Raw genomic sequence first — 23,944 nt, 5'->3', positions numbered from 1 at the left:
CAGGGATGGGCGGACCGTGCGATACGGCCCGCCCGAATACCCGATCAGGCTTTCGGCTTGGCGCCAGCAGCAGTACCGGCAGCAGGCTTCGCAGCAGCTGGCTTACCAGCAGGTGCCTTAGCAGGAGCACGTGCAGCCATCGTTGCCGGCTTAACCGAACCATTCGAATTGATGTAGGCAAGAATGTCGGTCGAGAAACCGCTCAGCATGCCGGAGATCTTCTTGTTACGGGCTGAAAGCCAGTTGTAAGCAAGAACGGCAGGAACAGCCACGAGCAGACCAATCGCGGTCATGATCAGGGCCTCACCAACCGGGCCGGCCACTTTATCGATCGATGCCGAACCGGCCAGACCAATCGCGATCAGCGCGCGGTAAATACCGATAACCGTACCGAGCAGACCAACGAACGGAGCCGTCGCACCAACCGAAGCCAGGAACGGAAGGCCGCCAGCAAGCTTGGCATTGATGGCTGCTTCAGAACGCGAAAGCGAACCGTGCATCCAGTCATGCGCTTCAAGCTTGTCGGTCATTTTGCCGTGCTCGTCGTCAGCTTTGAGAGCATCGTCGACCAGCTGACGCCATGCGCTGTTTTTCTCCAGCTTGGTAGCGCCTTCTTTGAGCGAGTTTGTCCGCCAGAAAGGCCCTTGCACATCGGAATACTGGTTGAAGATTTTGCGCTGTTCCAGATATTTGGTGATCAGGATGTAGAACGATCCGATCGACATAATAACCATCACACCGAAGATAGCCCAGGCAATCGGGCCGCCTTCTTCCATGGCTTGGATGAAGCCGAAGCTGTTCTTTGGTGCAGCTTCGTCAGCAGCTGCTTGTAGTAGTTCAATAATCATTGCGAGGTTCCTCTCAGAAGAAGCATTTAAAAATTTGGTTCAGGGCTGGCCGCTCGCCAGATGACGAGCGGCCAAAACTGTTATTGCGGTATCTGCCAGCGGACGGCGCTGCTCCATGTTCCGGCAACATCGTTGCCATCACCGTTGGTTGCAGGGTTGAAGCGACCGCGCCGTGTAACGAGCTTACACGTCTCTTGGTCGAGATCGCTATGTCCACTGGAACCGGTGACCGTGCAGTTGGTTACGCGGCCATTGGCTCCGACATTGACGCGGAAGCGGGTTACACCTTCGCGTTCTTCACGCAGGGCACGCGATGGATAGTCACGCGTGCTTGCCCAATTGCCAGGGCTCCCCCGTGGAGTCGGGTCCTTTGGTTGGAACTTTGGCGGCGGTGGTGGCGGTTCCGGACAAGCGTTGGCAACGGGAACAACGGTTCCGTCAGGACAACGCTTGGTCGCGGGGCCGCAAGCTGCCGTAGCAGCCACAACCGATCCGTCAGGGCAAGTTTTGTTCGGAGTCCGCGAAACGTCGGACCGCGGTGGAATTTCCGAAGGACTCGGTGTTGGCGTCCGCTCGGTAGGCAGGTTTAGCTGCGGCGGAGGCACAAATGGCGGGGGCACAGTTTCCGGAACTTCTTCCGGTGGTGGTGGCTCATCTTCGGGCTCTTCTGGCTCGGGCTCATCAACATCAACCGTGGTTACGCGTTCCACTGCTTCCTGAAACGCCTCATAGGCAAGTCCAGTAACGAGCGCATAGCCAAGAACGATATGAATCAACGCCACAAGGATCAGTGCAATAACTCTATTATTGCTCATCTGTTGGTCAGCGTAGGCCATTCAGTCGCATCACTCCATTTACGCCGGATAAGTACCCGGCTGCTCATTCGAAGACAGCTCAATCAGCTGCCTTGTAGTGTTCAGATTGTTCACCTGCCCGACCCTTCGAGTCAAGCGAACGTGCAAAGGATGTTTTGTTGTAGCGTCCCCAGCATTTTTGCGTTCTTAGCTAGGATGCGAAGCGCAAGCAAACGCTTTATGGGTTAACGCCAGATTCACAGGTGGCCCGCCAAGAGGCACCGTAGCCGCTTGATTCGATGATGGATCGGAAATGGAATAAAGATTTGAAACTATTTCATAAAAAACCAAAGATCGCGCTCGCTTTCGGGCTTGTAACTGCGTTGCTGGTCGCTATCCCGGCGGTTTCAGCGCAGGAAGAATTAACGTTTCAAGCCGAAACTTATGCCGATCTGATGGACCTTGCGGATCAGGCTGAAATTGTATTGCGGGCACAGATTCGCAAGCAGGCCGAGCTTGAGCCGGAGCGCTCGCCCGGGCTTCAGCCGGGCCATGTCAGGCTTTATATAGAAGCGCGTACCGGCGCACTATTATCAGGGCGCGCCGCTGTCGGTGAATCGCTGACCTATCTGGTTGATGTGCCCCGTGATGCCAAAGGTCGCGCACCCAAGCTGAAGAAGCGCGATGTCCTGATCTTTGCAAGACCCGTGGCCGGTCGGCCGGGTGAAATCCAGCTTGTAACGCGCTCTTCGCAGTTGCTGTGGAGCGAGCCCCTGGAAACGCGGTTGCGCGGTGTTCTGGCCGAATTGGTCAGGCCCGATGCGGCGCCTGCGATTACGGGAATCCGCGACATTCTATCGATCCCCGGAAACCTCGCAGGAGAATCGGAAACGCAGCTGTTCCTCTCAACCGAAAGTGACGGACCCGTTTCGATCAGCGTGATTCGCCGTCCGGGTCAAACGACCGTCTGGGGCGTTTCGTGGTCGGACATTGTCGATCAGGCAGCCCTTCCGCCACAGCCCAATACGCTGGATTGGTACCGGCTTGCCTGTTTCCTGCCTGCCGGTTTGCCGCAAACTGCGTTCCTTTCAGGCGACGCAGCTTCGCGAAGCCAGGCCCAAACCGATTATCGTTTCGTTCGCGAGCAATTGGGGCCATGTCCGCGCAACCGGAGCTAGTGCAAACGTTAGAATAAGTGGTTCCAATGCGCTGCCAACCGCGTCTATTGCGCGGCTATGACCAAGCCATTCACTTACCGGTTCAAAGTCCGCTATCCGGAAATCGACACGCAGGGCGTTGTCTTCAATGCCCGCTATCTTGACTATGCGGATCTGGTGGTCAGCGAGTATTGGAACGACAGGCAAATACGCGTGTCTGGCGAGGGAGCGCTGGAATTCCATGTCGCCCATGCAGAGGTCGATTTCCGCAAACCTATCCGCGCCAATGAAGTGATTGAAGGCCGTGCGCGAACGACGCGGTTCGGCAATTCGAGCATGACGACGCGGATCGAATTGCACGGGGCCGGCCCCGATGTGGATGCCGCGGGCGATGATCTGCGCGCCGAAATCGAACTGGTCAATGTGCATGTTTCGCTCGAAACCGGCAAATCGCCGCCCATTCCAGACAGTGTGCGCAAAGCGCTCTCCGAATAATCGTAACACATAAGGACAATCCCGTGGCCCAACCTCTCAGAATTGCACTTGCCGGACTGGGCACCGTGGGCGCGGGGGTTATTCGCCTGCTCGAATCGAACCGCGATCTGGTCAGCGCGCGCTCGGGGCGCGAATTGGAAATTGTTTCGGTCAGCGCACGTGACCGCTCGCGCGATCGCGGGATCGATCTGTCTCCCTATGCCTGGGAAGATGATATGACCGCGATGGCGGCGCGCGATGATGTGGATGTGGTGGTCGAGCTGGTTGGCGGTTCTGACGGGCCAGCCTTGGCGCTTGCGCGCAATGCGATCGATGCGGGGAAAAATCTGGTAACGGCGAACAAGGCCATGATCGCGCATCACGGAATGGAGCTGGCCAGTGCAGCGGAAAGCGCCGGAGTTTCGCTAAAATTCGAAGCCGCTGTGGCGGGCGGTATTCCCGTGATCAAGGGCCTGCGCGAAGGCGCGGCTGCCAACGCGATCGAGCAGATCTACGGCATTCTCAACGGCACTGCGAATTACATCCTGTCCACCATGGAAGCGACCGGCGCGGATTTTTCCAGCACGCTGAAAGATGCGCAGGAACTCGGTTATGCCGAAGCCGATCCGACATTCGATATTGAAGGCGTCGATGCCGCGCACAAGCTGGCCATTCTCGCGGCAGTCGGGTTCGGTGCGCATATCGATTTTGACTCGGTGGATTGCGAAGGGATTTCGCGCGTCCGGGCAGCAGATATCGCGCAAGCCGATGCGCTGGGATATGTGATCCGCCTGATCGGGATGGCCGATATCGAAATGGGGGATGCTGCCGCGCCGGTCCTGCTGCAACAGGTCAAGCCGTGCCTTGTGCCCAAAGGGCACCCGCTGGCCCATGTCACCGGCGCAACCAATGCGGTCGTGGCCGAGGGCAATTTTGCCGGGCGCTTGCTGTTCCAGGGTGCAGGCGCGGGCGATGGCCCGACAGCCAGCGCGGTCGTTGCCGATTTGATCGACGTTGCGCGCGGAGAAATCGGCGCGCCATTCTCGGTCCCCAGCGGCGAACTTGTGGCTATGCAGCCTGCGGAATCGGGCGGGCGGGTCGGCCAGACCTATCTGCGTTTCACCGTCACCGACAAGCCGGGCGTTCTGGCAGAGATCACCGCAGCCATGCGCGATGCCGATGTGTCGATCGAAAGCCTGATCCAGCAAGGCCGCGCCAATGATGGCGGCGAAGTTCTGGTCGCCATGGTCACCCATGACGGGCCAGAAAGCGGGGTCAGCAAAGCTGTCGAACTGCTCAGCGGATCGGAGAGTCTGACTGCTCCTCCGCTGGTGATGAAGATTCTGGAAGAATAGCTTCTTCGCCCGATTGTTGGGCAGCATCAGCATCAGCATCACCGGCTGAAGTGACCGGATTGGCGACCGACCCGACGGGGCCTGATTCGTCGCCCAAAGGCGGTAATCCCCTCGCGATCCTGTCCGCATCCGATCCGGGCGGTGCCTCGGGCAAAGCGGTAACATCGATGATCAATGCAGCCTCTTTCGGGCAAGGCGGGATGAAACAAAGCCCGCCAACGGTTGCCGGCCCGGTAAATATCCCCGGCCCGCCGACATCGGGCGCGCGCGGCACGCCGTCATCGATCGCTTCTTCGGATGTCGGGTCGAGCTCGCTGCTCGATTTGACGCGGAACTGCGACTGGTCCTGTTCTTCGGCACAGACCACGATTTCATCGCCCGTTGCCTCTTCGCATTTCGGTTTCGGGGCCGGCGGGCCATAGGCGGCTTCGGCATTCTTTATAACCTGTTCGGCGGTGATCGGCCGGTCTTGTGCAGCGGTGGATGCGTGCAGCGTCAAAACCAGCATAGCCATGCCCGATGCCGCAATCCGCAGCGCGCTTCTCGACAATGCAACACTCCCTGTCTAAGCGCTTCGAACAAAGCCCATCACTCAAACGCGTAAGCACCCTACAGGGACTGAATTCACCATGAACACTTCCAAAGTTTCCGCCAGCCAAACTCTTGATCGCGTCCTCGTATTGGAAATGGTCCGCGTGACCGAAGCGGCCGCGGTTGCTGCTTCCAAGCTTATCGGGCGCGGCGACGAAAAAGCCGCCGATGCCGCCGCGGTCGAGGCGATGCGCAAAGCATTCGACGAACTGTATATGGATGGCACCGTGGTCATCGGCGAGGGCGAACGCGATGAAGCGCCGATGCTCTATATTGGTGAAAAAGTAGGCGGCGCGCCGGGCAAAGGTCCCAAGATCGATATCGCGCTCGATCCGCTTGAAGGAACCACGATCACTGCGAAAGCCGGGCCAAACTCGCTCGCTGTGCTGGCTGCCGCAGAAGAGGGCTGCCTGCTCAACGCGCCGGACACTTATATGGACAAACTGGCGGTTGGCCCGGGCTATCCCGAAGGGATCATCGATCTTGCGAAAAGCCCGACAGAGAATGTCGAAGCGGTCGCAAAGGCCAAGGGTGTTTCGCCTTCCGACATCATAGTGTGCGTGCTTGATCGACCGCGCCATGCCGATCTGATCGCGGAATTGCGCGGCCTTGGCTGCGGCGTGGTGCTGATCGGCGATGGCGATGTCGCAGGTGTCATCGCGGTGACCGATGAAGACACCACAATCGACATGTATATGGGCCAAGGCGGCGCCCCTGAAGGCGTGCTGGCAGCAGCCGCGCTGCGCTGCGTCGGCGGGCAGTTCAACGGGCGGCTTGTTTTCCGCAACGAAGACGAAAAGGCCCGCGCGCGCAAATGGGGCATCGAAGACAAAGATTTCGACCGGATCTACAAGCTCGACGAACTGGCCAGCGGTGACTGTATTTTCGCTGCCACCGGCGTGACCAGCGGTTCCTTGCTCGATGGGGTAAAGCGCCGCCGCGACGGAGTTATGACCACCGAAAGCGTGGTTATGCGCGCGTCCTCGGGCACTGTCCGGTGGGTCAAAGGCGAACATCGCATCAGCTGATCGATTCCCGCTTGGGAAAAGGCTGCTTACCCCCTGTTGCAAACGCATGGCGCTGGCTAAGCCAACGCTGCGCGATTCGCCGCGCGACTGCATGCAGATCGGGGATATAGTCGCATGAAAATCATGGCCGCCAATTCGAACCTCCCTTTGGCACGGGCGGTTGCAGCCTATCTCGAAATGCCGCTGTGCGATGTCAGCGTGCGCCGCTTTGCAGATGAAGAGATTTTCGTCGAGATACACGAAAATGTCCGCGGCGAAGACGTGTTCGTTCTGCAATCGACCAGCTTTCCCGCCAATGACAATCTGATGGAATTGCTGATCTGCATCGACGCGCTGCGCCGCGCCTCGGCGCGCCGGATTACCGCTGTGGTTCCCTATTTCGGTTATGCCCGGCAGGATCGCAAACCCGGCCCGCGCACGCCGATTTCGGCAAAGCTGGTGGCCAATCTGATTACCGAAGCCGGCGCGGATCGCGTGCTGTCGGTCGATTTGCATGCCGGGCAGATTCAGGGCTTCTTCGATATTCCGACCGACAATCTCTATGCCGCGCCGGTGATGGCGGCGGATATTCAGGCGCGTTATGGCGATCAGGATCTGATGGTTGTATCGCCCGATGTTGGCGGTGTGGTTCGCGCGCGCGCGCTGGCCAAACGGCTCGACAATGCCCCGCTCGCGATCGTCGACAAACGCCGCGATCGCCCGGGCGAGTCCGAAGTGATGAACATCATTGGTGACGTTAAAGGGCGTCACTGCATCCTGATTGACGATATTGTCGATTCAGGCGGCACTTTGTGCAACGCGGCGCAGGCGCTGCTCGATCAGGGCGCGAAAAGCGTCGCAGCCTATATTACGCATGGCGTACTGTCGGGCGGCGCGGTCGCACGGGTCGAGGAATCGGCGCTGACCGAACTGGTTATTTCCGACACGATCTTGCCGTCGGACGCGGCGCAGGACGCTGCGAAAATCCGCATATTGGCAATGGCGCCGTTGATCGGCGAAGCGGTCAGCCGGATTGCCGATGAAAGCTCGGTCAGCTCTTTGTTCGATTGATCGCCCGGGCCTAACTGACCGAACGTTCTCCGGAAGCAGGCAATAGCGGGTCGCGCATCCAGGGGCGCACCGCGTCGGGCGCGACCCGGTCGAGCAATTCCAACCGCCGTGCCTGGCGGATTTCCAGACTCAGCGTCAGCAAGCCTTGCCGGTCGGTCATGAACTGGCGCGGGGTCATGCCGAAAAAGGCGATAAATTCGCGGATTTGATGCGATTGGTCGAAGAAGCGGAGATACATTTCCTCTTCCTCTTCCTCGTCTGCGACGCCGCATAGCCGCGCTGCCAGATCGAGCGTCCGCGCGCGCCGCATAACCTGCTTGGGCGTCAGGCCGAAATCGCGTTTGATGATCCGCTGCAGCGTGCGCGCGGTGACATTGTTGGCATCGGCAAATTCGTTGATCGACTGGTTCGGATCGGCAAAGCTTGCTTCTTCGAAACGCTGTGACAATTGCTCTGGCACCGGCAGGCCCTTTTGCGCGATCATCGTCCGCAGCCAGTTCTCGATGGAAAGCAACCAGTCTTCGGGCGAAATATCGGGTGTATGAAGCCCGGTCAGTTCCTCGTCCGCAACGCCGACGAATTCCATCGGCTTGATCCGGTCAACGAGCTTCCCGTCATCCTTACCCCATAAGGCGCGGATTGCGCCGGGCCGCAGCATGAAGCCGGCGACTTTGATCCCGCCTGCAAATTTGAGCGGCATCGCTTTGGAATGCTGCCCGCAGAGGAAGGTCTCGTCGCGGATTTCGAGCTCGCCATCAGCGGTCTCTACAGTCCAGTCGACGCCAATCGCCGTGCGCACATAGCCTGCATCATTGCACAACAATCCGCTATCGACCGTAGAGTCAGGCGCATGCGCAACAGCGACCATGATCCGGCCCAGCCAAGGCTCCAGATCGGGCGCAGGCGGGCGGTTAAATGACAGCGGCACACCGTCCTTGGTCGCACCGGTTTCGGGGACCAGACGAGGCGATGTGCTGGATTGATTTTTGTTATCCGGGCTTTGCTTGCCCATTATCAACGTCCCTGTCCCCTATGCCACGCAGCGGCGTGGCCCAAGCGATGTCGCTTTTATACAATTTACAAGAAGGCCTTATTCGTCTGTGCGGCTTTGGCAACCCCCAACACGCCGTACAGTCTTGACCTGACCGGGCGGCGCAGCGAAGGCACAGCCATGGATCTTTCGCAAGACATCATTATCGCTGGCCGCCTTGCCGACGCCGCAGGAGCCGTCATTCGCCCCGCTTTCCGAAAGGAAGTCGCGCCGGAACGCAAAGCCGATAGCAGCCCTGTTACCGAAACCGATCGCGCGGCCGAAGCGGCGATGCGCGCCATACTGGAGAGCGAGCGATCGACTGATGGTATCGTGGGTGAAGAGTATGGCACGCGCAACGAAAGCGCGGGCCGGCAATGGGTGCTCGATCCGATAGACGGCACGGTCAGCTTCATCGCGGGTCGCCCGATTTTCGGCACACTCATTGCGCTGATGCAGGATGGATGGCCGGTGCTGGGGGTGATCGACCAGCCGATTTCGGGGGAACGCTGGGTCGGCCAGATCGGAGGCGGAACCACGTTTAACGGAAAGCCGGTGAGCACCGCGCCGTGCCGGGCTCTGGATCAAGCCAAACTCGCAACCAGCAGCCCGCATTATTTCGACGCAGAGCAAGCCGATGCCTATATGAAAGTCGCGGGCGCGGTTGGCCGGAACGAGCGGCAAGGCATGATCGTCTATGGCGGGGACTGCTATAATTACGGCCTTCTCGCATCGGGCCATATCGATATCGTTTGCGAGGCAGGCCTGCAGATCTATGACTACGCCGCGCTTGTGCCGGTGGTCGAGGGAGCCGGCGGGACCATGTCCGATTGGCAAGGCAACCCGCTCGACGCCGGCAGTGCGGGGGACAAAGGGGCCGACGTTTTGGCGCTGGGCGATCCGGCGCGGCTGGATGATGTGCTGGAGGCGATGGGGTAGCGCTGGCTACGAACCCAATATGGCTGTTCTACACCAAGCTGGTCTGTTAGCGCGCGCTTGCTCTTCGACATTGCGGCTAGATTTCCACCAATCTGCACAAACCGTGTGAACGCATTTGACGCGTTATGACGGCCGGATAAGGCTCCGCATCCCTGTCCGTCCGCCGTCACAATTTGCGATTAATCCTGTGTAATTCAATTATATGCGTGGATCATGCGAAGGTGACACACTGTCACCTTTGTCGGCTTTGCGCGCGGTGACCCTGCATTGGTTTGGAGCGGCTTTCCAGCCCGGTGTGCAATTGCGAAACCGCTTGCAATTGCACGCGACTCCCACTATCCGCGCCCCCTTCACCGACACGTGATTCACCTTCCGGTCTGGCCGATAGGGCTGCCAGGGCTGGTTGGACGTGTTTTTGACTCGACATCCTTGCAGGAGAATGAAATGCCCAAGCTGAAGACCAAGAGCGGTGTGAAGAAACGCTTCAAGATCACCGCAAAAGGCAAAGTGAAGCACGGCGTGGCCGGCAAACGCCACCGCCTGACGCATCACAATGCGAAGTATATCCGCCAGAACCGTGGTACCTCTGTGATCTCTGACGCCGATGCGAAGACGATCAAGAAATGGGCTCCTTACGGGCTTAGCTAAAGCCTGCCGGACCCCCACCCAATTTTCAGGAGTTAAGATATGCCTCGCATCAAACGCGGCGTGACCACACGCCAGAAGCACAAACGGTTGCTCGATCAGGCCAAAGGCTATCGCGGCCGCCGCAAAAACACCATTCGCGTTGCACGCCAAGCCGTCGAGAAAGCCGGCCAGTACGCTTATCGCGATCGTAAAGTTAAGAAGCGCAATTTCCGCGCTTTGTGGATCCAGCGGATCAACGCTGCGGTTCGCGCCGAAGGCCTGACATATTCGCAGTTCATGCACGGCGTGAAACTCGCCGGTATCGAGCTCGACCGCAAAGTGATGGCCGACCTGGCGATGAATGAAGGCGCTGCTTTCAAGAGCGTCATCGAACAGGCGAAGAAAGCTTTGCCTGCCTAAATCGACCCCTAAATCGGCCATTACTGAATGGCGAAAGGGCGCGGATGGCATTGCCATTCGCGCCCTTTCCATATCTGCCAGTGGGTCGCAAAGTTGGCAGATACAGTCGCGTAGAATTCGTGCCGGCATCAAATGCCGCCAACAAAACCGCTTGATGTCGGTTGCGCTGTTCTTAAAGAGGACTTCCAACAGCAAATTGTAAAAACGCGACGGCAAAGGGGAGGCTGACCGCAATGACAAGCGCAAAACATGCGGCTGACAGCGCCGTTCCGCCGCAGGATTTGCCGCAAGTCAGATTGCGCTTCTTCCTGCCTTCCGCAGAACTCTCCCGCTATGTCACGACCTATTACCACATGGAGATCACCCCTTCGGGCGATGGCAAGCTGGAAGACTATCTCCACCCTGAATGGGGCAATATCCGGATAGGCCTGGGTGGCGATTTGGCGGCAGGCGTCGGCACCGAAGCCTTGGCCCCGGTTCCGCGTTTCGTGGCCACCGGGCCGACCAGCCTGTCCACGCGCTTCTCGGTAAGCTCGGGCAGGTTCTGGGGGATCGGATTGCTTCCCTTGGGCTGGCTCAAATTCGTCAATGCCCCGGCGCGGCTTTACGCAGACCGGTTTGTCGATGGCGGTGCTGACCCGGCATTTGCGATGTTCGCCCCGCTGACCAGATCTCTTTTCGGCGAAAATGCGGATCTGGATGCCGAGGCAAAGCGGATCGACACCCATATGGCGGCGCTTGTCGGGCAGAGGTTGAACGATGAAGATGCGGTGACCAAGGTTCATTCTGCCTTGGTCAACACGCAGATCGCGACTGTTTCCGAACTGGCAGAGCAAGCCGACATGTCCGTCCGGTCGTTGGAACGCTTTTCTCGCAAGGCGTTTGGCTTCACTCCGAAACTGCTGCTCCGGCGGCAGCGGTTCTTGAGAAGCCTTTCCGAATTTATGCTCGACCCCTCTTTGAGCTGGCTCAAGACGATGGATCATTTGTACCATGACCAGGCGCATTTTGTGCGTGATTTCAAACGGTTCATGTCAATGACACCCAACCAGTACCGTGATCTCCCGCATCCGATATTGATGGCCGCAGTGCGCGGCAGAGCGGAAGCTGCCGGGCAAACCATGCAAGGGCTTCATGACCCCGGCACCAGCAGCTGAATTTCACGCGCCGACACCAATCCTTTGAAATACAAGCCTTCCCTTTTCTTTATGCTGCTGCAATAGGGTAGGAAGAATTCGACACTTTGGAGGGAAGTGTGTCAGACGACGGCTTGGTCGCAGTCAATTTTTATGAACCACCCAAAGATTTGGAGCGGTTCTTCACAACGTTTTACTGCGTTCAGATTGATCCCGAAGGCGACGACCGGGTGACCGATGCCTTGCACCCTGAATGGGGCAATATCCGAGTTTTTTCGGGCGATCTGCCTAATAGCAAGATCGGCAATTCCAGCCTTTCCGGCGCCGATATCACTATTACGGGGCCCAGCAGCCAGCCGCTCGATTTTACGCTGGGCCGGTCGCGTCTGTGGGGCATTGGTCTACTGCCACTCGGTTGGGCGACCTTTGTCGGCCAGCCCGCAGACCAATATGTGAATGCCTTGTTTGATGGGCGCACCGAAACGGTGTTCGCCCATTTCGCAGGGCTGGCGGATTGTTTGTTGGACCAGAATTCCACCGAAGAACAACAATTGGACCATATCGAAAGGTTCTTCCGCGAGGAGGCACCGCGATTTGGCAAAGAGGATCATCGCATCCAAAAAATCCATTCGGTGCTTCTGAAACCGGAATTGCCGCATGTTTCCGATATGGCTGAGCAATGCGACCTCAATCAGCGCACTCTGGAACGGCTTTGCCGTAAACATTTCGGTTTTACTCCGAAGGTCCTGCTTCGACGCCAGCGTTTCATGCGCAGCGTGGCGGATTTTATGCTCGATCCTTCTATGGGGTGGATCGGCGCGATAGATTCGCTCTATTTCGATCAGTCGCATTTCGTCCGCGATTGTCAGGATTTTCTGGGGATGTCGCCATCGGAATATGCGGGAATGGACCATCCGATCATCGCCAGCTTCGTGCGCGAACGTATGCGTGCCCACGGCTCTGCAGTGCAGACGCTCGACAAGCCTGGCTGACCGGATCGCAAGTCAGCGGCAATTGCTGCTTTGCCTTATGCGGAAATAGCCGCTAGCGCGCCTGCGCTATGGACGATTTGCAAACACGTAAAGATGATGCGCTGGAAGCGATTGCTGCTGCGGCGAATCCCGACGCGCTGGAGGCGCTGCGCGTAGAGGCTTTGGGCAAGCAGGGCTGGGTCAGCCAGCTGCTCAAGACACTGGGCAAAATGACGCCTGAAGAACGCACCGAGAAAGCGCCGGTGATCCAGCAGGCACGTGCCGAAATTGCCGATGCCATTGCCGCGCGCAAGCAAGCGATCGATGATGCCGAACTCAACGAGCGGCTCGCGACCGAAACGCTTGATCTTTCGCTGCCCGCGCCGGAAACGCCGCGCGGCACGGTGCATCCGGTCAGTCAGGTGATGGACGAGCTCGCAGAAATCTTTGCTGATCTGGGTTTCGCGGTCAAAACCGGTCCGGAAGTCGAAGACGACTGGCACAATTTCACCGCGCTCAACATGCCCGAAAGCCACCCGGCGCGGGCGATGCATGACACATTCTACTTCCCCGATCATGATGATGACGGCCGCCGGATGTTGCTGCGCACGCATACCTCGCCCGTGCAGATCCGCACGATGGTCAATGAAGGTGCGCCGGTGCGGATTATCGCGCCCGGCCGCGTCTATCGCAGCGATAGCGATGCGACCCACACGCCGATGTTCCATCAGGTCGAAGGGCTGGTGATCGACCGGGATATCCATCTTGGCCATCTGAAATGGACGCTTGAAACGTTCCTCAAAGCCTTCTTCGAGCGCGACGATATCGTCTTGCGGCTGCGCCCGTCCTATTTCCCGTTCACCGAGCCTTCGGTGGAGGTCGATGTCGGCTTTGAAGTTGTCAAAGGCCGGCGTGTGCTGGGCGGATCGGGCGACGCGCCGGGTCATGCCTGGATGGAACTGCTCGGCAGCGGAATGGTCAATCGCCGCGTTATCGAATTTGCAGGGCTCGAACCCGACGAATGGCAAGGCTTTGCGTTCGGCGTCGGCGTCGACCGATTGGCGATGCTCAAATATGGGATGGACGATCTGCGCGCCTTCTTCGACGGCGATATTCGCTGGTTGCAACATTACGGCTTCAGCCCGTTCGACCAGCCGACATTGTCTGCTGGCGTAGGAGCAAGCGCATGAAGTTCTCTCTGACCTGGCTCAAGGATCACCTCGAGACCGAAGCTACCGTTGCGGAACTTGCAGCGGCGATGAACCGTATCGGCTTGGAAGTTGAAGGAATCGAAGATCCTGCTGAAAGGCTTGCCGGCTTTACCGTTGCCAAAGTGTTGACCGCCGCCAAGCACCCCGATGCCGATAAACTGCAGGTTTTGACCGTCGACACCGGAGCTGGCGATCCTTTGCAGGTCGTGTGCGGTGCGCCCAATGCGCGCGCAGGGATGCTCGGCGTTCTGGGTCAACCGGGTGCGGTGGTGCCATCCAACGGCATGGAATTGCGCAAATCGGCGATCCGCGGCGTCGAAAGCAACGGCATGATGTGCAGTGTGCGCGAGCTTGAATTGGGCGACGAGCATGACGGCATCATCGAATTGTCCGATGACGCACCCGTTGGCGCGAATTTCGCAGATTATCACGGCGCTTCGCCCGTTTTCGACGTCGCGATTACTCCCAACCGGCCTGACTGCATGGGGGTCTACGGTATCGCGCGTGATCTCGCGGCTGCTGGCATGGGCACACTCAAACCGATTGCCATGCCGGAGTTCGCCGCATCAGGCGCATGCCCGGTTGCAATCCGCACTGACGATCCCGAAGGGTGCCCCGCATTCTACGGGCGCGTTATCAAGGGTGTTTCCAATGGAGCGTCGCCGGATTGGTTGCAGCAGCGCCTGACCAGCGCCGGACAGCGTCCGATATCCTTGCTGGTCGATCTGACCAACTATGTGATGCTCGCCTATGGCCGGCCGGCGCATGCGTATGATCTATCCAAATTGACCGGCGCAGTGGCTGCGCGGCGTGCAAAAAATGGCGAGAAAGTGCTCGCTCTCAACGAGAAGACCTACACTCTCGATGACAGCATGACGGTGATCGCTGACGATGCCGGCGTGCACGATATTGCGGGAATTATGGGCGGCGAAGATTCCGGATGCTCCGACGGCACGACCGACGTACTTCTGGAAATCGCCTATTTCGATCCTGACCGGATCGGGGCGACTGGCCGGAAACTGGGGCTCAGCTCTGACGCGCGGACGCGGTTCGAACGCGGCGTCGATCCCGAATTTCTGGATGATGGCCTCGATCTGCTGACCGGCTTGATCGTCGAGCTTGCCGGAGGCGAAGCGAGCGAAACGGTGCGCGCGGGTGCGGCCCCGTCAAAGCCGAAAATCGTCTCTTTCGATCCGGCGCTGACCGAGCGTCTTGGCGGGATTTCGGTTGAGCCTGCCGAGCAGCAACGCATTCTGGAGTCGCTCGATTTTGCTGTCGATAGCGGCTCCTCCCCTTGGTCCGTGACCGCGCCTCTGCGCCGCCATGATATTGAGGGCCCGGCCGATCTGGTCGAGGAAGTCGTGCGTATCTTTGGAATCGACGATGTCGAGAGTGTCGCCCTACCTCGCGTCGATGGGGTTGCTTTGCCGACGGCATCGGCGGAGCAAAAGCTGGAACGCCGCGTGCGCCGCGCCGCTGCGGGCCGCGGATTGAACGAGGCGGTGACATGGGCATTCCTGCCGGTGCCAGAAGCCGAACAATTCGCCGATGGCGCAAAGTTGTGGGTGCTCGACAATCCAATCAGCGAAGACATGAAGGCCATGCGCCCGTCTATGATTCCGGGTCTGCTGGCCGCTGCTAAACGCAATATGGACCGCGGCGCATCGTCGCTTCGTTTGTTTGAAGTGGGCCGTCGCTATTTCCGCAATACCGACGGCTCAAGCAACGAAAAGCCGACGCTGGGCGTCGTGCTGGCTGGCGAAAAACAGCCGCGCGGCTGGGCCACCGGCAAAGCGGTTCCTTTCGATGCTTATGACGCCAAGGCGGAAGCGATTGCGCTGCTTTCTGAAGCCGGAGCTCCCGTGGAGAAACTCCAGGTGATGGGCGAGGCAGGCGAGCAGTTCCATCCCGGCCAGTCTGCCACCTTGCGGCTCGGCCCCAAGAATGTGCTCGCGCGGTTCGGCGCATTGCATCCAAAGACACTCGAAGCATTCGATGTTGATGGTCCCGTTGTCGCGGTCGAGATTTTCCTCGATGCGATCCCTGGCAAAAAGGGCGCAGCAAGCTTTGCCCGCACAACGTATGCGCCGCCACCATTGCAGCCGGTGATGCGCGATTTTGCGTTTCTGGTGCCTGCCGACCTCCCTGCGGGCGATCTGCTGCGAGTGGTCAAAGGTGCGGATAAAGCGAACATCATCGATGCACGTATATTCGATGAATTCCGCGGCCAGGGAGTGGCCGAAGGAAAGAAATCGATTGCGCTGGAAGTCACCCTACAACCCGGTGAGAAAAGCTACACCGAGGATGATCTGAAAGCGATTTCGGACAAGGTCGTTGCTGGCGCGACAAAGCTGGGTGCGGAGCTGCGCGGGTAAACCATGTCCAACCGACGTACTTTTGCAATCATCTCGCACCCTGACGCGGGTAAGACCACGCTGACCGAAAAGCTGCTGCTGCAAGGCGGCGCGATCCATCAGGCGGGTGAGGTCAAGGCGCGCGGCGAAGCGCGGCGGGCGCGCTCTGACTGGATGAAGATCGAACAGCAACGCGGCATCTCGGTCACGTCATCGGTGATGACGTTCGAACGCGATGGTGTGACTTTCAACCTGCTCGACACGCCGGGGCACGAGGACTTTTCCGAAGACACTTATCGCACGCTGACCGCGGTCGATTCGGCGATCATGGTGATCGACGGAGCGAAAGGCATCGAGTCGCAAACGCGCAAGCTGTTCGAGGTCTGCCGGTTGCGCAATGTCCCGATCATCACTTTCGTCAACAAGGTCGATCGCGAAGGGCGCCCGCTATTCGAAATTCTCGACGAAGTGGCCGATGCGTTGGCGCTGGATGTCAGCCCGCAAGCCGCGCCTTTGGGCATGGGCGGGCTTTTCAAAGGCGTGCTCGATTTTGCATCCGAAACGGTCAGCGTGCCCGAAGGCGGGAGCAAGGAATTCCTCGACACGCGTAAGCCATTCTCGGAACTTGAGAGCGACCTCTCGGAAGAACTCGCAGAAGAAATCGAACTGGCGCGGATCGGCTATCCCGAATTTGATTTGGATGCCTATCGCAGCGGAGATCTGACGCCGGTTTATTTCGGCAGCGCGCTCAAAAATTTCGGCGTGACCGAGTTGATCGAGGCGATTGCCCGCTGGGCCCCGCCGCCGCGCCCTCAGCCTGCCGGGGAAGATCAGGTCAGCCCCGATCATGACGAGGTGACCGGCTTCATCTTCAAGGTGCAGGCCAATATGGACCCGAACCACCGCGACCGGATTGCCTTTATGCGGCAGGTTTCGGGCACGTTTAAGCGGGGCATGAAACTGACGCCATCGGGCCTCGGGAAACCCATCGCGATCCACTCGCCGATCCTGTTCTTTGCGCAGGACCGCGAGATTGCCGACACCGCCGAGGCGGGCGATATTATCGGTATCCCCAATCACGGGACGCTGCGTGTGGGCGACACGCTGAGCGAGAAGAACGATATCCGCTTTACCGGCCTGCCCAATTTTGCGCCGGAGATTTTGCGGCGCGTTCAGCTCAAAGACCCGACCAAGACCAAGCAGCTGCGCAAAGCGCTGGACGACCTCTCCGAAGAAGGCGTTATTCAGGTTTTCTATCCGGAGCTGGGCGCGCAGCATATTGTCGGGGTGGTCGGCCAGTTGCAGCTGGAAGTGCTGATTTCGCGCCTGTCGGCTGAGTACAAGGTCGAAGCTGCGCTTGAGGCCGCGCCCTTTGCGACAGCGCGCTGGGTCAAAGGGCCCGATGCAGCCATGACCGAGTTTGAAAATTTCAACCGTGCCAACCTGGCCAAAGATCGCGATGGCGACCTGGTGTTTATGGCCAAGAGCCCGTGGGATGTCGGCTATCAGGAAGAGAAGAATCCTGATCTCAAATTCTCGGCGACGAAAGAGCGGTGACATTCCCTGCGTCGCGGCTTAGCATGCCCGACCATGGCTGACTTTACCGACGCGCTCACCGACGATCACATCGCGATGATTGAGAAACAACCGATGTTCTTTGTCGCGACCGCCGCGCCGACGGGCCGGATCAATCTGTCGCCCAAAGGCTATGACGCGTTTCGTGTGCTCAGCCCCAAGCGTGTCGCCTATCTCGATCTGGGTGGATCTGGCAATGAAACGCATGCGCATCTCGCCGCTGACGGTCGCATCACGATCATGTTCAACAATTTTCAGCAGCCTGCGAACATCCTGCGTATCTATGGCCGGGGCGTTCCAATCCTGCCGCAGGACGAAGGGTGGGATAAGCTCGCCAGCCATTTCACCCTGCTGCCCGGAACGCGGCAGATCTTTGTCATCGATATCGAAAGCGTACAGACCAGCTGCGGCTGGGGCGTGCCGGTGATGACATTCGAGAAAGAACGCGAAACATTGAAAAAGGCGCATCGCCAGTCAAACCCGGCAGAATGGGAAGCCAAAATGGCCACGCGTCTCTCCAGCATCGATGGCCTGCCGACCCGCGCAACAGATCGTTATATTGCGGGCGAGAGCGAAGCCTGAGCCGGGATGCGGCTTAAATTTGCCAGCTATAACATCCACAAGGCAGTGGGGACCGACGGCCGCCGCGATCCCGAACGGATTCTGGCTGTCCTGCGCGAGATAAACGCCGATATCATCGCGCTGCAAGAAGCCGATGCGCGGCTGGGCCAGAGAGCCAGCGTTCTGGCCAAGGCGGCACTCGACGAAACGCCATGGAAATTTGTTCCGGTGGCCAAGCGGCCGCGCAGTATCGGCTGGCATGGCAATGCCTTGCTCGTGCGCAAATCCTACGCGGTGCTTGATGCTGAACCGCTCGATCTGCCCAGAATTGAACCCCGCGGAGCGGTAAGGGCAGATATCGAAGTTGGCGGCGCGCGAATCCGTGTGGCCGGAATGCATCTCGACCTTTCGGGGCTGCGCAGGCGCGCTCAAATCGTGTCCATTCTCAAGCATGTCGACACTTGCGGACCGCGCTGTCCGACTGTGCTGATGGGTGACTTCAACCAGTGGGGCAACCGGACCGGCGCCATGCGCAAATTTCATCCGGACTGGCACATTCTCGAAACCGGCCGCAGCTTTCCTTCGCGGCAACCGGTTGCGCGGCTGGACCGGATTGTGACATGCGATGAATGGGGCTGCCTCGAACAACATGTCCACCACAGCGCGACGGCGGCGGTTGCCAGCGACCACTTGCCGGTCGTCGCCAGCCTCGAACTGCCTAGGCTTTGGGCGGTGCACAATAATTAAGCAGCGCGCTGCAGTCTGACGCAGACTTATTGCGCTCTAACACCCTCGACAGACCGAATATTTCGATTCTGGCACGGCTTTTGCTGCAGGAGCGAAGTCGGGATCATCCGACGGACTAATCAACCGGGGGCAGTAGATGAAGTTCATCATAGCCATAATCAAACCATTCAAGCTCGACGAAGTGCGCGAAGCGCTCGGCGCGATCGGCGTTGCGGGCATGACGGTTTCGGAAGTTAAAGGGTTCGGCCGCCAAAAGGGTCAAACAGAAATCTATCGTGGTGCAGAATATTCGACCAACATGCTTCCAAAGGTGAAGCTGGAAATCGCAGCCTCTGACGATATCGCGGCGCAAGTCGTCGAAACGATCCAGAGCGTCGCCAGCACCGAAGCAATCGGCGACGGTAAAATCTTCATGCTCGATCTGGCCGATGCCACGCGCATCCGCACCGGTGAAACGGGGGATACGGCGCTATGACATTGCACTTCACATCAAAGGATAATTCCATGATCCGCAAAGCACTTTGCGGCGTTGGCGCAGTGGGTACATCGATGCTCGCAGCCACCGCTGCCTTCGCTCAAGAAGCCGCCGAAGCGGCTGCCGAGGCCGCACCGGCGGTCGCCAATCCCGGCAACAATGCCTGGATGATGACGGCAACAATTCTTGTTCTACTGATGATCATTCCGGGCCTGACGCTGTTTTATGGCGGCCTGACCCGTTCCAAGAACATGCTCTCCACCATGACGCAAATCGGGGCGACAGCATGCCTCGCGATGCTGATTTGGGTAATGTGGGGCTTCTCGCTCGCCTTCGGCTCTACTCCGATCGAAGGTTTCCTTGGGCAATTCATCAGCGGCGGAAGTTACTTCCTTGCCGGGATGGATCCATCGACCACCGCTGCAACTTTCACTGACGAAGTGATCAGCGAATATGTCTTTGTCAGCTTCCAGATGACCTTTGCCGCGATTACTGCGGCGCTGATCCTGGGCGCGACGGCTGAGCGGATGAAATTCAGCGCGGTGATGGCTTTCGTGCCAATCTGGCTGACCATCGTTTATTTCCCCATTGCCCACATGGTTTGGGCCGGCGACGGACTGCTTTTTGAAGCAGGTGCGCTAGACTTTGCTGGCGGTACTGTGGTCCACATCAACGCAGGTGTTTCGGGGCTGGTGCTTGCTTACCTGCTCGGCAAACGTCGCGGCTACCCTGCGGAACCAATGCCGCCACACTCGATGACGCTGACCATGGTCGGCACGGGTCTGCTGTGGGTTGGCTGGTTCGGCTTCAACGCGGGTTCGGCTCTTGAAGCAGACGGTTCGGCCGGCCTGGCAATGATCAACACATTCGTGGCGACCGCTGCCGGTGCGCTGACCTGGATGGTTATCGAGAAGCTTTCCGGACACAAAGGCTCTGCTCTCGGCTTCTGCTCGGGTGTGATCGCCGGTCTGGTGGCCGTGACCCCTGCGGCGGGTAACTCCGGCCCGTTCGGCGCGATCCTGCTCGGCATCCTGTCTTCGATCATCTGCTACTTCGCGGTAGCCAAGATCAAGGCAAAGTTCGGCTATGACGACTCGCTCGATGCATTCGGCATCCACGGCGTTGGCGGTATTGTCGGCGCGATCGGCACCGGCGTTGTCTACCAGCCATTCCTTGGCGGGCCAGGAGACGGTTCGACCGGTCTCGGCGCACAGCTTTGGATCCAAACCGAAGGCGTTTTGGTCACCATCGGTTGGGCTGCCATCGGCACCTTGATTGCCGGCCTCATCGTCAAAGCGATCATCGGATTGCGCGTCACCGAAGAAGTTGAAGTCGACGGTCTCGACATCAGCGAACACGGTGAGCGGGCCTACAACTGATGATCCGCAACTAACACCCAGGTACGGTGGGATCGGGAGAATTTCTCTCCCCTCCCGTTCCCGCCGCACAACGTTCCTCCTGCGAACACAACTTAATGGGCCGGGGCCAATGCTCCGGCCCCTTTTTGTATTCTGTAATTGGCCTCGCTTGGCGACTGAGGGCCTGCCTAGAAACTACCCCAATGCCGCTTTGACAAAATCGCCGCAGCGCTCGCCAATCATGATGCTTGGCGCGTTGGTGTTCCCGGATACCAGCCGCGGCATAATGCTGGCATCTGCCACCCACAGATTGTCGATGCCGCGAAATGCCAATGTCGGATCGACAACATCATCCTCATTGGGCCCCATCCGGCACGTGCCCACCGGGTGATAGATCGTATCCGCCACTTCGCGGATGCGCGCTTCAACTGCGGCGCGGTCACCATAATCGATCGGGTTCCTGTCTTTCGCGCCTAGATCAGACATGGGCGGTGTCTCGGCGATCCGGTTCATTAATATCGCTGCATCGATCATCAGTTCCATATCGCGATCGTCCGAAAGGAAATTCGGATTGATCGCGGGGGCATCGGCCGGATTGGCGCTGTTGAGTTTGACCCAACCGCGGCTTTCCGGGCGGAGCACGCAAACATGCAGCGAAAAGCCGCTTTCCTTCAGCTTGTCGCGGCCGTGGTTCTGGATGATCGCGCGGATGAAGTGGAACTGTATATCAGGCGCCGGCGCGTCAGGGCGGAGCGAAACGAAGCCGCCGCTCTCGGCAAAATTGGTCGTTAGCATGCCGGTGCGCTTCATCCGGTGTTCGATAAACGAACGGGCAACGCGCAGCGCGACTTTGAGCGAGCCGCCGAACAGGCTTGGATCGTCAAGCTCGAAACCGGTCACAAAATCGCAATGGTCCTGAAGATCCGCGCCCACGGCTTGTTTGTCGAGCACAACCTCGATGCCATGTTTTTGCAGCTCATCGCCCGGGCCGATGCCCGATAGCATCAGAATTTGCGGGGAACCGAAAGCACCGGCTGAAAGAACTACGCCTGCGGTGGCTTTTATCTTCTCTTGCTTGCCCCCGCGCCGGATAATGACGCCGGTGGCCCGGCCTTCCTCGATCACCAGCCGTTCCACCAAAGCGTCGGTAATCACCGCGAAGTTGGGGTTATCCGCAATCGGATCGACGAAGGCGCGCGCGGCGGACCACCGCTCGCCATTGCTCTGCGTCACATCGTACAGTCCCACGCCTTCTTGCCGGGCACCGTTGAAATCATCATTGCGCGGAATCTGCAATTGTTCGGCAGCCTCGACAAAAGCGCTCGCGACCGGGCTGGGCGAAATCTGTTTGTTGACATGCAGCGGCCCGCCGGTGCCGTGCCACGCATCGTCACTCCGGTGGCTGTTTTCCTGCCTTTTGAAAACCGGCAGAACGTCGTCCCATGCCCAGCCTGTGCAGCCCAGATCCGCCCAATTGTCATAGTCCCACGGATTGCCGCGAATATAGACCATTCCATTGGTCGCAGAAGACCCGCCCATACCGCGGCCCCTTGGCTGGTAACCGATGCGGCCATTCAAAGCATCCATCGGCTCGGTATCGAACGCCCAATTGCTTTTGTCGGGCATCATCGCAAGCAGCCCGGGAGTGCGGGTGAACATATGCGTGTTCTTGCCGCCCGCTTCGATCAGGCAGACGCGCAATTTTCCGTCTGACGCCAGCCGCGCTGCTGCTGCGCTACCTGCGCTGCCGCCGCCCACTACGATGATATCGAATTCGTGCATGAATGGCCTTTTGTTTTTGCGTGTCAGGCTGTTTGCCCGTCATCGGTGGGGAGGGGCTCAGGCGCCTTGGATTGCGTTCGCTCCTGCCAGCTAGCGCGGATCATATCCGATGTCTCGCGGCTGCCGTCATGCGTCCAGCCGGGTTCGCGCAGCAGGTAGGATAATTTGTGCTTCCACGGCGCGCTCCAGATATCGGTGAGCATGCCGATCCATTCGTGAAACACCGCCCATAGCAAATTGAAGCTGCCAAGCTGCTTGACGATGCCATACCGGATCTTTTCGTTTTCGACTTCCGGCTGGAAAGTGCCGAACATCTTGTCCCAAATGATAAACACCCCCGCATAGTTGCGGTCGAGGTAGAGCGGGTTGGTCGCATGATGGACACGGTGGTGGCTGGGTGTGTTCATCACTGCCTCGAACCAACGGGGCATCTTGTTGATCGCCTCTGTGTGGATCCAGAACTGGTAGATCAGATTGAAACCGGCGACGATGCCGAGCATGAAGGGATGGAAGCCGAGCAGCACCAGCGGAATTGCGAAGAGCAGGCCGAAAGTGAAATTTCCCGTCCACGTCTGCCGAAGCGCGGTCGAGAGATTGTAATGCTGGCTGGAATGGTGGTTCACATGGGCCGCCCACATCCAGCGTATCCGGTGCCCGGCGCGATGGACCCAATAATATTTGAGATCATCGAGCAGGAAAGCCAGAGGCCAGGCCCACCATACTTTCCACCATTCCTCTCCAAAATCGAACAGACGGAACTCGTAGGTTTTAATGAAAAGCCAGAACGCGAACCCGCCGAACAATGCGCCGGCAACGGTGCTACCGGTTCCGAATGCGAGCGAGACCAGCGTATCGCGCGGCTCGTAGGCGTCCGGCCTTTTGTACCGCGCCCAGATCATCTCGATCAGGACGAGCAAGACGAAGGCCGGGACGGCATATTGGGTGGGAGAAAAATCAGGCATCGCGCGCTTTCAACCGGCGGAGGCTGGCCGCCCAGATTTGCGCTTGCGCGCCCAGGTTCAACGTCACTGCGCCGAATGGTTTGTCGTCGGCCTGGATCGTCAGCAATTCGCGATCGAGCCGCGCGTCAGGCCTTTGTTCGATCAGCCGCCCAGCAAAGAATGTCCCGTGGCGCTTCAACACCAGAATGCGGCCGTCGGCATCGCGCAGCAATGCGCCATAGCCGGCCTTGTCGATCGCGATATCGACCGGGTCAAACCCGCTGACCGATTCATCTGCCAATTGCCGGGCATGCGCCTCGTCCCGGATACGTTCATCGCCGCCGAGCCCCAGCTTACCCGCAAGCCATGCGAGAACGAGGATCGCGACAATTGATCCGCCCAGTTGCAACAATTGGTTGAACACAGCTTGGTCCATGCGGCCAGCTACTGACACAAATGTTAGTTTGGGTCGAGGCTTGCCTGCGCATTGATGCGCGGTAGAGTGAAGCGAAGGGGATTC

Annotated in this window: 24 protein-coding genes; 17 read left to right on the top strand and 7 right to left on the bottom strand. The window is 58.9% G+C overall.

All coding sequences use genetic code 11. The features are described from left to right. Positions 1-44 precede the first annotated feature (44 nt). On the bottom strand, positions 45-848 hold the full coding sequence (locus tag GRI41_RS10540) for a MotA/TolQ/ExbB proton channel family protein (RefSeq protein ID WP_160604969.1): 804 nt from the start codon (positions 846-848) through the stop codon (positions 45-47). Positions 849-928: 80 nt separating this feature from the next. Continuing rightward, positions 929-1,663 carry an energy transducer TonB gene (locus GRI41_RS10535; protein ID WP_328600551.1) on the bottom strand — a complete coding sequence of 245 codons (735 nt, stop codon included), beginning with the start codon at positions 1,661-1,663 and terminating at the stop codon, positions 929-931. A gap of 305 nt (positions 1,664-1,968) precedes the next feature. Between GRI41_RS10535 and GRI41_RS10530 the strand changes: the two genes are divergently transcribed. Genes GRI41_RS10530 through GRI41_RS10520 form a run of 3 tightly spaced genes read left to right on the top strand, consistent with a single transcriptional unit; the run spans position 1,969 to position 4,628 of the window. Beyond that, entirely contained in the window at positions 1,969-2,820 is an 852-nt protein-coding gene (locus tag GRI41_RS10530) for a hypothetical protein (protein WP_235901198.1), read from the top strand. Positions 2,821-2,877: 57 nt separating this feature from the next. Continuing rightward, positions 2,878-3,294 (top strand): acyl-CoA thioesterase, encoded by a 417-nt coding sequence (locus GRI41_RS10525; RefSeq protein ID WP_160604967.1) that lies wholly within the window; start codon positions 2,878-2,880, stop codon positions 3,292-3,294. Between the two features lie 23 nt (positions 3,295-3,317). After that, positions 3,318-4,628 (top strand): homoserine dehydrogenase, encoded by a 1,311-nt coding sequence (locus GRI41_RS10520; protein WP_160604966.1) that lies wholly within the window; start codon positions 3,318-3,320, stop codon positions 4,626-4,628. Here GRI41_RS10520 and GRI41_RS10515 read toward each other — a convergent pair. Further along, the gene (locus tag GRI41_RS10515; protein WP_160604965.1) at positions 4,570-5,178 is read right to left on the bottom strand and encodes a hypothetical protein; all 609 of its coding nucleotides are present in this window, start codon (positions 5,176-5,178) and stop codon (positions 4,570-4,572) included. The genes GRI41_RS10520 and GRI41_RS10515 overlap by 59 nt on opposite strands. A 79-nt stretch (positions 5,179-5,257) precedes the next feature. Between GRI41_RS10515 and glpX the strand changes: the two genes are divergently transcribed. Together glpX and GRI41_RS10505 are read left to right on the top strand one after the other, a co-directional pair. Beyond that, positions 5,258-6,247, top strand: coding sequence for a class II fructose-bisphosphatase (gene glpX, locus GRI41_RS10510; RefSeq protein WP_160604964.1), 990 nt, complete (start codon positions 5,258-5,260; stop codon positions 6,245-6,247). Between the two features lie 114 nt (positions 6,248-6,361). Beyond that, positions 6,362-7,297 carry a ribose-phosphate pyrophosphokinase gene (locus GRI41_RS10505; protein ID WP_160604963.1) on the top strand — a complete coding sequence of 312 codons (936 nt, stop codon included), beginning with the start codon at positions 6,362-6,364 and terminating at the stop codon, positions 7,295-7,297. A 10-nt stretch (positions 7,298-7,307) separates the two neighbouring features. On the opposite strand, the gene GRI41_RS10500 is transcribed toward GRI41_RS10505, so the two are convergent. Continuing rightward, on the bottom strand, positions 7,308-8,309 hold the full coding sequence (locus GRI41_RS10500; protein ID WP_160604962.1) for a helix-turn-helix domain-containing protein: 1,002 nt from the start codon (positions 8,307-8,309) through the stop codon (positions 7,308-7,310). 159 nt (positions 8,310-8,468) lie between these two features. Here GRI41_RS10500 and GRI41_RS10495 point away from each other — a divergent pair, with 159 nt between their 5' ends. From GRI41_RS10495 to GRI41_RS10440, 12 genes are all read left to right on the top strand, one after another. Then, positions 8,469-9,266 (top strand): inositol monophosphatase family protein, encoded by a 798-nt coding sequence (locus GRI41_RS10495; RefSeq protein ID WP_160605818.1) that lies wholly within the window; start codon positions 8,469-8,471, stop codon positions 9,264-9,266. Between the two features lie 444 nt (positions 9,267-9,710). After that, entirely contained in the window at positions 9,711-9,914 is a 204-nt protein-coding gene (rpmI, locus tag GRI41_RS10490; protein WP_160604961.1) for a 50S ribosomal protein L35, read from the top strand. A 39-nt stretch (positions 9,915-9,953) separates the two neighbouring features. After that, on the top strand, positions 9,954-10,313 hold the full coding sequence (gene rplT / locus GRI41_RS10485) for a 50S ribosomal protein L20 (RefSeq protein ID WP_160604960.1): 360 nt from the start codon (positions 9,954-9,956) through the stop codon (positions 10,311-10,313). Positions 10,314-10,546: 233 nt separating this feature from the next. Then, complete coding sequence (locus GRI41_RS10480) at positions 10,547-11,470, top strand: helix-turn-helix domain-containing protein (protein WP_160604959.1); 924 nt, start codon at positions 10,547-10,549, stop codon at positions 11,468-11,470. A gap of 98 nt (positions 11,471-11,568) precedes the next feature. Further along, the gene (locus GRI41_RS14475) at positions 11,569-12,441 is read left to right on the top strand and encodes an AraC family transcriptional regulator (RefSeq protein WP_160604958.1); all 873 of its coding nucleotides are present in this window, start codon (positions 11,569-11,571) and stop codon (positions 12,439-12,441) included. A 68-nt stretch (positions 12,442-12,509) separates the two neighbouring features. Next, positions 12,510-13,610: a phenylalanine--tRNA ligase subunit alpha gene (pheS, locus tag GRI41_RS10470; protein WP_160604957.1), complete on the top strand. Its 1,101-nt coding sequence runs from the start codon at positions 12,510-12,512 to the stop codon at positions 13,608-13,610. Continuing rightward, the gene (gene pheT, locus GRI41_RS10465) at positions 13,607-16,006 is read left to right on the top strand and encodes a phenylalanine--tRNA ligase subunit beta (protein WP_160604956.1); all 2,400 of its coding nucleotides are present in this window, start codon (positions 13,607-13,609) and stop codon (positions 16,004-16,006) included. Before pheS ends, pheT begins: the two co-directional genes overlap by 4 nt. 3 nt (positions 16,007-16,009) lie before the next feature. Continuing rightward, the gene (locus GRI41_RS10460; RefSeq protein ID WP_160604955.1) at positions 16,010-17,542 is read left to right on the top strand and encodes a peptide chain release factor 3; all 1,533 of its coding nucleotides are present in this window, start codon (positions 16,010-16,012) and stop codon (positions 17,540-17,542) included. A gap of 33 nt (positions 17,543-17,575) precedes the next feature. Further along, positions 17,576-18,142 carry a pyridoxamine 5'-phosphate oxidase family protein gene (locus GRI41_RS10455; RefSeq protein WP_160604954.1) on the top strand — a complete coding sequence of 189 codons (567 nt, stop codon included), beginning with the start codon at positions 17,576-17,578 and terminating at the stop codon, positions 18,140-18,142. 6 nt (positions 18,143-18,148) lie between these two features. Further along, positions 18,149-18,868: an endonuclease/exonuclease/phosphatase family protein gene (locus GRI41_RS10450; RefSeq protein ID WP_160604953.1), complete on the top strand. Its 720-nt coding sequence runs from the start codon at positions 18,149-18,151 to the stop codon at positions 18,866-18,868. 136 nt (positions 18,869-19,004) lie between these two features. Next, on the top strand, positions 19,005-19,343 hold the full coding sequence (locus GRI41_RS10445) for a P-II family nitrogen regulator (protein WP_160604952.1): 339 nt from the start codon (positions 19,005-19,007) through the stop codon (positions 19,341-19,343). Positions 19,344-19,372: 29 nt separating this feature from the next. Then, positions 19,373-20,722, top strand: a complete 1,350-nt coding sequence (locus tag GRI41_RS10440) for an ammonium transporter (RefSeq protein ID WP_160604951.1) — start codon at positions 19,373-19,375, stop codon at positions 20,720-20,722. A gap of 174 nt (positions 20,723-20,896) precedes the next feature. On the opposite strand, the gene GRI41_RS10435 is transcribed toward GRI41_RS10440, so the two are convergent. The 3 genes from GRI41_RS10435 to GRI41_RS10425 are packed head-to-tail and all read right to left on the bottom strand — an operon-like array spanning position 20,897 to position 23,878. Next, on the bottom strand, positions 20,897-22,483 hold the full coding sequence (locus GRI41_RS10435) for a GMC family oxidoreductase (protein WP_160604950.1): 1,587 nt from the start codon (positions 22,481-22,483) through the stop codon (positions 20,897-20,899). A 23-nt stretch (positions 22,484-22,506) separates the two neighbouring features. Beyond that, the gene (locus GRI41_RS10430; RefSeq protein ID WP_160604949.1) at positions 22,507-23,445 is read right to left on the bottom strand and encodes a sterol desaturase family protein; all 939 of its coding nucleotides are present in this window, start codon (positions 23,443-23,445) and stop codon (positions 22,507-22,509) included. Beyond that, positions 23,438-23,878, bottom strand: coding sequence for a hypothetical protein (locus GRI41_RS10425; RefSeq protein ID WP_328600550.1), 441 nt, complete (start codon positions 23,876-23,878; stop codon positions 23,438-23,440). Before GRI41_RS10425 ends, GRI41_RS10430 begins: the two co-directional genes overlap by 8 nt. Between the last annotated feature and the right edge of the window lie 66 nt (positions 23,879-23,944).

It is taken from the genome of Pontixanthobacter aquaemixtae (assembly GCF_009827395.1).
GTDB lineage: Bacteria > Pseudomonadota > Alphaproteobacteria > Sphingomonadales > Sphingomonadaceae > Pontixanthobacter > Pontixanthobacter aquaemixtae.
This window is presented reverse-complemented; position numbering and strand designations above follow the sequence as displayed.

Coding starts and splice junctions, on each gene's coding strand:
- GRI41_RS10540 (WP_160604969.1), bottom strand. CDS start 848: ATGATTATTGAACTACTACAAGCAGCTGCTGACGAAGCTGCACCAAAG.
- GRI41_RS10535 (WP_328600551.1), bottom strand. CDS start 1,663: ATGAGCAATAATAGAGTTATTGCACTGATCCTTGTGGCGTTGATTCAT.
- GRI41_RS10525 (WP_160604967.1), top strand. CDS start 2,878: ATGACCAAGCCATTCACTTACCGGTTCAAAGTCCGCTATCCGGAAATC.
- glpX (WP_160604964.1), top strand. CDS start 5,258: ATGAACACTTCCAAAGTTTCCGCCAGCCAAACTCTTGATCGCGTCCTC.
- GRI41_RS10505 (WP_160604963.1), top strand. CDS start 6,362: ATGAAAATCATGGCCGCCAATTCGAACCTCCCTTTGGCACGGGCGGTT.
- GRI41_RS10500 (WP_160604962.1), bottom strand. CDS start 8,309: ATGGGCAAGCAAAGCCCGGATAACAAAAATCAATCCAGCACATCGCCT.
- GRI41_RS10495 (WP_160605818.1), top strand. CDS start 8,469: ATGGATCTTTCGCAAGACATCATTATCGCTGGCCGCCTTGCCGACGCC.
- rpmI (WP_160604961.1), top strand. CDS start 9,711: ATGCCCAAGCTGAAGACCAAGAGCGGTGTGAAGAAACGCTTCAAGATC.
- rplT (WP_160604960.1), top strand. CDS start 9,954: ATGCCTCGCATCAAACGCGGCGTGACCACACGCCAGAAGCACAAACGG.
- GRI41_RS10480 (WP_160604959.1), top strand. CDS start 10,547: ATGACAAGCGCAAAACATGCGGCTGACAGCGCCGTTCCGCCGCAGGAT.
- pheS (WP_160604957.1), top strand. CDS start 12,510: ATGGACGATTTGCAAACACGTAAAGATGATGCGCTGGAAGCGATTGCT.
- pheT (WP_160604956.1), top strand. CDS start 13,607: ATGAAGTTCTCTCTGACCTGGCTCAAGGATCACCTCGAGACCGAAGCT.
- GRI41_RS10460 (WP_160604955.1), top strand. CDS start 16,010: ATGTCCAACCGACGTACTTTTGCAATCATCTCGCACCCTGACGCGGGT.
- GRI41_RS10455 (WP_160604954.1), top strand. CDS start 17,576: ATGGCTGACTTTACCGACGCGCTCACCGACGATCACATCGCGATGATT.
- GRI41_RS10450 (WP_160604953.1), top strand. CDS start 18,149: ATGCGGCTTAAATTTGCCAGCTATAACATCCACAAGGCAGTGGGGACC.
- GRI41_RS10445 (WP_160604952.1), top strand. CDS start 19,005: ATGAAGTTCATCATAGCCATAATCAAACCATTCAAGCTCGACGAAGTG.
- GRI41_RS10440 (WP_160604951.1), top strand. CDS start 19,373: ATGATCCGCAAAGCACTTTGCGGCGTTGGCGCAGTGGGTACATCGATG.
- GRI41_RS10435 (WP_160604950.1), bottom strand. CDS start 22,483: ATGCACGAATTCGATATCATCGTAGTGGGCGGCGGCAGCGCAGGTAGC.
- GRI41_RS10430 (WP_160604949.1), bottom strand. CDS start 23,445: ATGCCTGATTTTTCTCCCACCCAATATGCCGTCCCGGCCTTCGTCTTG.